General features: G+C 72.5%; 6 protein-coding genes and 1 pseudogene. 4 read left to right on the top strand and 3 right to left on the bottom strand.

The window, feature by feature from the left end; genetic code table 11:
• Positions 1-9: 9 nt before the first annotated feature.
• Positions 10-960: a hypothetical protein gene (locus QUG92_RS13785; protein WP_289459456.1), complete on the bottom strand. Its 951-nt coding sequence runs from the start codon at positions 958-960 to the stop codon at positions 10-12.
• Between the two features lie 138 nt (positions 961-1,098).
• Between QUG92_RS13785 and QUG92_RS13790 the strand changes: the two genes are divergently transcribed.
• Entirely contained in the window at positions 1,099-2,097 is a 999-nt protein-coding gene (locus QUG92_RS13790; protein ID WP_289459457.1) for a nuclease-related domain-containing protein, read from the top strand.
• Between the two features lie 31 nt (positions 2,098-2,128).
• Here QUG92_RS13790 and QUG92_RS13795 read toward each other — a convergent pair whose 3' ends face one another.
• Together QUG92_RS13795 and QUG92_RS13800 are read right to left on the bottom strand one after the other, a co-directional pair.
• The gene (locus QUG92_RS13795) at positions 2,129-2,686 is read right to left on the bottom strand and encodes an arsenate reductase/protein-tyrosine-phosphatase family protein (protein WP_289459466.1); all 558 of its coding nucleotides are present in this window, start codon (positions 2,684-2,686) and stop codon (positions 2,129-2,131) included.
• Positions 2,687-2,688: 2 nt separating this feature from the next.
• Entirely contained in the window at positions 2,689-3,993 is a 1,305-nt protein-coding gene (locus tag QUG92_RS13800) for an adenylosuccinate synthase (protein ID WP_069712391.1), read from the bottom strand.
• 319 nt (positions 3,994-4,312) lie between these two features.
• Here QUG92_RS13800 and QUG92_RS13805 point away from each other — a divergent pair, with 319 nt between their 5' ends.
• The 3 genes and pseudogenes from QUG92_RS13805 to QUG92_RS17135 all read left to right on the top strand — a co-directional run.
• Positions 4,313-5,653 (top strand): hypothetical protein, encoded by a 1,341-nt coding sequence (locus tag QUG92_RS13805; RefSeq protein ID WP_182046069.1) that lies wholly within the window; start codon positions 4,313-4,315, stop codon positions 5,651-5,653.
• 77 nt (positions 5,654-5,730) lie between these two features.
• Positions 5,731-6,609 (top strand): L,D-transpeptidase, encoded by an 879-nt coding sequence (locus QUG92_RS13810; RefSeq protein ID WP_289459459.1) that lies wholly within the window; start codon positions 5,731-5,733, stop codon positions 6,607-6,609.
• A 55-nt stretch (positions 6,610-6,664) separates the two neighbouring features.
• Positions 6,665-6,745: pseudogene (locus tag QUG92_RS17135) on the top strand (antitoxin); the annotation flags it as partial.
• Positions 6,746-6,865 lie beyond the last annotated feature (120 nt).

Genomic DNA, 6,865 nt, shown 5'->3' on the forward strand with positions numbered 1-6,865 from the left:
GCGGGGCGGTCAGACGGCGGCCGGTCGACGGTGGCGCTGCGTCCACCAGCGCACGGCGACCGCGCCGACCACGCCGATGACGACCGCGACCACCACCGGAAGCAGGGTCGCGCCGGCCGGTCCCATCGCCACGACGAAGACGGTCGCGCCCGCCGAGACCATCTCGACCGGGTAGGGAAGGAGGACGCGAGAGCCGAATGCGTAGGACACGGCGGTGACGAGGGCCGCCCCCGTCCACAGGATCCCGAGTGCGACCACCGCGCCGATCCCCTGCCCGATCGTCAGGAGCCCGGTCCACGCGATCGCCGCCCCGACCGCCACGGCAGGGAGCCACCGCAGCACCGCGAGCACCGGGGCCGCGCCCGCACCGACGGCCTCGACGGGCGGCACCACGAGTGCATCGGCCCAGACGCCGAGCGCGACGGCGGCGAGCGCGAGTGCGACGAGTGCGCCGGCCGGCGCGGCCCGGGCGACCAGCGCGGCCGTCACCGCCGCGACCGCGACGCAGACGAGCGACCCGACGGTGAGCGCCACGACGTACAGCTGCGACGCGCTGATCTCCCCACCCGTGCCGGGCGTCCCGTCCATGCGCATCCCGGCTCCCGTGACGACCGCGGTCTCGACGACGGCGACGACCTGCAGCCCGACGAGCCCGCCGAGCGCGGCGAGCGACCCGCTCCGGCCGAGGACCCCGCGCCCGCGCAGCACCCGGACGACGATGCCGGTGACGGCGCCGCCGACGAGCAGCACGGCGGCGATCGTCGTCACCGCGTACTGGCTGAAGGGCAGCAGGGCGATCGGCATGTCCGACGGGTCGGTGGTCGGCGTCGCCCAGGTGTTCTGCAGCGGCAGTCGCATGCCGGTGACGATCCACGGCAGCAGGCCGACGACGGCGGAGCCGACACCCGCTCCGGTCCCGATGACGATCTGCTGCGCGCTGCTGCGCTCTCCCCCGTGCATCCGGACACGGTACCGAGCGGGACCCGTCCGCCCCGGCTCACCGGCGCTCCGTGTGCCGGAGGGCACATCCCGGTCCGGTCCTCGGGACGCGCCGCGGCCCCACAGCCGACTCCGCCGTCCCTGTGGTGAGGTGATGCCATGACCAGCGATCTCGTACCGTGGTTGGTCGCCGGGGGGCTCGCGGTCGTCGTGGTCGTCCTGGTGATCGTCCTGCGGCGGAACCAGTCCTCGAGCCGTACCGCCCTCGCCGACGCCGAGGCCCGGTCGGACCACCGGATCGGCACACTCGAACGGGAGCAGCGCGAGCGCGCCGCAGCCGCCGAGGCCGAGCACGCACGTCGACTCGCCGACGCGGGCGCCGCACAGCAGCAGGCCCGCACCGAGGCCGAGCACGCGCGCGACCTCGCCCGGACGGGCATGCGCTGGGAGGAGGCCTCGCAGCGCACCATCCTGGCGGCCTGCAAGGCGGCCGACGTCAACGGTGCGCTCTGCACCAACGTCGTCTTCGTCCCGGTGGCCCAGGGCGAGCGGGCGCACGACCGCAGCTTCGCGGCACAGGTCGACCACGTGCTCGTGCTCGAGTCCGGGCACGTGCTCGTCATCGAGAACAAGCGGTGGAACGGCATCGTGTTCGACGGCCGGAAGCCGAGCTCGGTGCACCACGCCTTCCGCAACCTGCTCGACGAGTCGTCGCTGACCGGGTCCTTCGCGATCCAGGTCCGGAGCCGGCGCGTGCTCGACACCGCGGACGAGGTCGAGCACTGGTGGCAGGTGCGGGTGCAGGCCGGTGGCACCGCCCCCACCCGTCAGGTGCGGCAGCAGGCTCGCCGGCTGCAGCGCTTCCTGACCGACGCGGACGGCAACGGCCCGCAGTGGATCGACTCGTGCGTGTTCTACTCGGGCGACGCCGCCGCGTACGTGAACCCCGAGGACCGCAGCTCGAGCACGACCCCGACCGGCCGCTCGGCCACGACCGCGGTGGTCACGGACGAGAACGAGCTCCGCGTCCTCGTGACGGACCTGGCGCGGAAGCACGCCGTGCCGAACCGGGCGCGCACCGACGCGGTCGTGCGGAAGCTGGCGGGCCAGGGCGCGCACACGATCACGATCGGCACGTACCGGCTGCCCGAGGCCTGACCGGCTCGGGCGCGCTCAGGGCAGGGCGCGCTCAGCGCAGGGCGCGCAGCGCGTCCGCGATCGGTGTGAGCGCCGCGTCGATCTCGTCGGCGACCCGCACGTGCGTGGACTCCGACCGACGGTAGGGGTCGTCCACGTCGTCGTCCGCCGGGTCGGCGGGCGGCGGCACCGTCCCCCGCAGGCGGGCGACCCGCTCCACGAGGTCCTGCGCCGTCTCGATCCCGGCGAGGTCGCCCGGCTCGAGCCCGTCGAGCACCCGCGCGAACTGCTTGATCGTGAACGCCCGCTTGGCGGCCCGCGGCGCGAGCGACACGACCGCCGCCCGGTGCGAGCGCTCGGCCGTCAGCACGAGGTCGGCAGACGCGGCGGTCTGCTCGGTCAGGTACCGCGACCGGTGCGCCGCGGGGTCGCCCCCGAGGCGCGAGGACTGCGCGGCCGCGGTGTCGTCCATCGCCGCTCCGTCGTCGGCGATGGTGCCGGCCGACTCGACGACGAAGGCCGACGCGTCGGAGCCGAGCCGGGCCTCCAGGACCTGCGCGCCGAGCGGTGACCGGCAGATGTTGCCGCTGCAGACGAAGAGGATCCGCATGCTCACGCAGCGGCCTCGCCGGTGCCGAGCAGGTCGTGCCGGACGACGATCGCGTCACGGCCGGGGCCGACGCCGATGGCCGAGATCCGGGCGCCGGACATCGCCTCGATCGCCAGGACGTAGTCCTGCGCGTTCTTCGGCAGGTCGTCGAACGAGCGGGCGCCGGTGATGTCCTCGGTCCAGCCGGGGAACTCCTCGTAGATGGGCTTCGCGTGGTGGAAGTCCGACTGGTTGACCGGGACCTCGTCCACGCGGACGCCGTCGACCTCGTACGCGACGCAGACCGGGATGGTCTCGAGGCCCGTCAGGACGTCGAGCTTCGTGAGCACGAAGTCGGTCACGCCGTTGATGCGTGCCGTGTAGCGGGCGATCGGGGCGTCGTACCAGCCGCAGCGACGCGGGCGACCGGTCGTGGTGCCGAACTCGAAGCCGTTGGCGCGGAGGAACTCCCCCGACTCGTCGAACAGCTCGGTCGGGAACGGACCGGCACCGACGCGGGTCGTGTACGCCTTGACGATGCCGATGATGCGCTCGAGCTTGCCCGGGCCGATGCCGGAGCCGGTGGCCGCGCCGCCGGCCGTGGCCGACGAGGACGTCACGAACGGGTAGGTGCCGTGGTCGACGTCGAGCATCGTGGCCTGCCCTGCCTCGAACAGGACGGTCTCGCCCCGCTCGAGCGCCCGGTGGATCTCGAGCGCCGTGTCGGCGACCATCGGACGCAGGCGGTCGGCGTAGGACAGCAGCGACTCGACGACCTCGTCGACGTCGATCGCGCGCCGGTTGAAGACCTTCACGAGCAGGTGGTTCTTCTGGTCGAGCGCGGCCTCGACCTTCTGCCGCAGGATGTTCTCGTCGAAGATGTCCTGGATGCGGATGCCGACGCGGTTGATCTTGTCGGCGTAGCTCGGTCCGATGCCGCGACCGGTGGTGCCGATCTGGCGCTTGCCGAGGAACCGCTCGGTCACCTTGTCGATGGTGCGGTGGTAGTGCGTGATGACGTGCGCGTTCGCGGACACCAGCAGCTTCGAGACGTCGACACCGCGGGCGCGGAGGGCGTCGAGCTCGTGGAACAGGACCTCGAGGTCGACGACGACGCCGTTGCCGATGATCGGGGTCACGCCGGGCGTCAGGATGCCGGACGGCAGCAGGTGCAGCGCGTACTTCTCGCCGCCGACGACGACGGTGTGACCGGCGTTGTTGCCGCCGTTGAACTTCACGACGTAGTCGATGCGCGAGCCGAGGAGGTCGGTTGCCTTCCCCTTGCCCTCGTCACCCCACTGGGCACCGATGATGACTGCTGCGGGCATGGAGGTTCTCCTCACGTTGGCGGAGGACCGCACCGGCGGGCTGGGCCGATGGTCCACCCGAGTCTATCGGACGGCCACCCGGACGGGGTCGTGGGGGACGTTCCTGTGGAATCGCCGGTGCCGGGGGACAACTCCTCAGTTCCGGTGTCGAACGATCTTCACGAAGACGTACGCTGCACCAGTGCGGTTCCCTGACCGCACACCCGGGTTCCCTGCCCGGTCCTGCGTCCGTGAGATCCACGGACCGCGTCCGTCGTCGTGCGCGCACGTCGACCGCATCCGAGACGTGCCCTCATGCAGCACGAGATTGAGTTCGACGATGAACAAGGCTCTCTGGAGCAAGAAGGCGCTCGCCCTGCCGGCGTGCGCAGCCATCCTGGTCGGGGGCATCACCCTGACCGCAGCCCCGGCCAACGCCGACCCGGCAGACCTGTCGATCACCGGCCAGACGGTCTCCGGCCGTGTGCTGACGGTGTCGGGCACCGGTACGCCCGGCGAGTACATCCAGCTCGACGAGGACTTCCGCGGCACCCGGCAGATCATCGCCGACAGCGGCAAGTGGACCATCACCTACACGATCCCCGGTACCGGCTACGAGTCGAACACCTACACGATCGAGCAGCTCCGCACGGGCGGCTTCGCCCAGGACGGCTCGAAGCAGTTCACCGCCGCTGCACAGGCGCCGCAGGCCGACTTCGCCGTCACGAGCCCGGCCAACAACTCCGACGTCTCGTCGCGCACCGTCACCTTCACCGGCACCGGCCGTCAGGGCGACACGATCAACCTCCTCGACACCCAGGACAACCGGCTGACCGGCCCCGTGGTCGTGGGCGCGGACCAGACCTGGTCCGCCACGATCACGTTCCCGAACACCGCGGCGCGCTCGCAGGCCGTCCGCGTCACCGACGTCCGCGGCGCCAGCGGTGCCGGTGACACGACGGTGAACATCACGCTCCCGGCGGTCGCCCCGGCAGACCAGTTCTCGCTGACCAGCCCGAAGAGCGGCTCGACCGTCGACTCGCGCACGGTCACGTTCACCGGTACCGGCACCCCCGGCGACCTGGTGAACACGCTGGACGCCGACGGCAACCGGGTCGCCCCGCAGGTCCTCGTCGCCGCCGACGGCACGTGGACGACCACGGGCACCTTCAGCGACTCGGCTGCCGTCGTGCAGAACCTGTCGGTGAACCAGATCGGTGGCGCGCAGGGCCAGGGTGAGGTCAACTTCACCATCAACCTGCCCGCAGTCACCACGCCCCCGGCCGCGACGCCGCTGACGCTCATCACCCCGAAGGACGGCTCGACGGTCGACTCCCGCACCGTGACCTTCTCCGGCAAGGGCACCCCAGGTGATGCGATCGCCGTGGTGAACGCCGAGGGTGACGTCGTCGCACCGGCGACCATCGTCGAGGCGGACGGCACGTGGACCACCACGGGCACCTTCTCCGACTCGGCTGCGCGGACGCAGGACCTGACCGTGGGCGAGGTGGACAGCAACCTCGACGTCGTCGACACGATCGACTTCACGATCACGCTCCCGGCCGTGAGCACCGGCACCGGCACCACCACCCCGGGTGCGGGCACGGGCACCACCACCCCGGGTGCGGCCACCGGCACGGGCGCCCGTCCGACCGGTAGCCTCCCGGTCGTGGCCGGCTAGTCGTCACACCAGATCAGCAGACGGGGGCACGACCATCGGTCGTGCCCCCGTCCCTGTTCCACCGGAGGAACCCCCGCATGACCCGCACCCGCACCGTCCGGGCGACGAGCACCACGCTCGCGGCCGCGCTGCTCCTGACGCTCGGGCTCACCGCCTGCACGGCACAGGACACCACGACGAGCACGAAGCCCTCGGCATCGTCGTCCGCCACGGCCACGGCCGACCCGTACGCAGCTCCGAGCGCCGCCCAGGTCGCGATCCTGCCCGAGGCCCGGTACGACGCCGTCATCGGCGGCCTGCTCCCCTACTACGGGTCGACCGTCCCGAAGGTGGCCGACGAGTCGTACACGATCAGCGCCGACGCCCCCCTCTACGGCGATGACCGCTCGAAGCCGGTCGCACGGCTCGCGGCGAAGAACTTCCTCGACCAGCCGACCGTCGTGGTCCCGGTGCAGGTCTCCGGCGACTGGGCGATGGTCCTGACACCCGCGCGACAGGCGCTGCCCTCGGCCACGAAGGGCGGTGCCGCCGCACAGAGCGCCGCGTGGATCCGCCGTGACCTGCTGCGGAAGAGCGGCGCGCTGTCGGACCACGTCGTGATCGCAGTGGGCAAGCAGACGGTCTCGATCGTCGGCTCGGACGGCAAGACGGTCAAGGAGTTCCAGGCGGGGGTCGGCGCCGGTGGCACCCCGACCCCGACCGGCGTGATCGGCTACATCCAGGCCCGCTACCTCGACCCGGCGCAGGACCAGACGGTGCACCCGATCCAGTTGACGACGCTGCACTCGGCCGCCGCGGACGAACCCTACGGCGGGAAGGACGGCGGCCTGATCGGCGTCCACTACCAGTCGGTCGCGCGAGGAGCGGTGTCGCACGGGTGCGTCCGGCTCGACGGCGACGCGGTCGACGCGGTGAACGCCCTGCCGCTCGGCACCGTCGTGCAGATCGTCGCCTGACGCGCCTGCCCGGCCCGGGAAGGCGCGGCCTGGGAAGGCATGCGGCGCGGACGCGGCCGACAAGGCCACGGGCGGCGCCCACGGCGACCAGATCGACAAGGCCGAGCAGGCCGCGGACGACAAGATCGGTCAGTAGTCCGCACCACGGAACGGACGGGAGGCGGGGGGGCCGCGGGGCCCCCCCCCCCCCGCCGGGGGGGGGGGGGGGGGGGGGGGGGGCCGCGGGCGTACTGCGGGTGCGCGGGGTGGGCGCCGC

It is taken from the genome of Curtobacterium citri, assembly GCF_030362955.1.
Taxonomy (GTDB): Bacteria; Actinomycetota; Actinomycetes; order Actinomycetales; family Microbacteriaceae; genus Curtobacterium; species Curtobacterium citri.

Excerpts from the sequence above, each read along its gene's own strand:
- QUG92_RS13785 (WP_289459456.1), bottom strand. The coding sequence starts at position 960 with ATGCACGGGGGAGAGCGCAGCAGCGCGCAGCAGATCGTCATCGGGACC.
- QUG92_RS13790 (WP_289459457.1), top strand. The coding sequence starts at position 1,099 with ATGACCAGCGATCTCGTACCGTGGTTGGTCGCCGGGGGGCTCGCGGTC.
- QUG92_RS13795 (WP_289459466.1), bottom strand. The coding sequence starts at position 2,686 with ATGCGGATCCTCTTCGTCTGCAGCGGCAACATCTGCCGGTCACCGCTC.
- QUG92_RS13800 (WP_069712391.1), bottom strand. The coding sequence starts at position 3,993 with ATGCCCGCAGCAGTCATCATCGGTGCCCAGTGGGGTGACGAGGGCAAG.
- QUG92_RS13805 (WP_182046069.1), top strand. The coding sequence starts at position 4,313 with ATGAACAAGGCTCTCTGGAGCAAGAAGGCGCTCGCCCTGCCGGCGTGC.
- QUG92_RS13810 (WP_289459459.1), top strand. The coding sequence starts at position 5,731 with ATGACCCGCACCCGCACCGTCCGGGCGACGAGCACCACGCTCGCGGCC.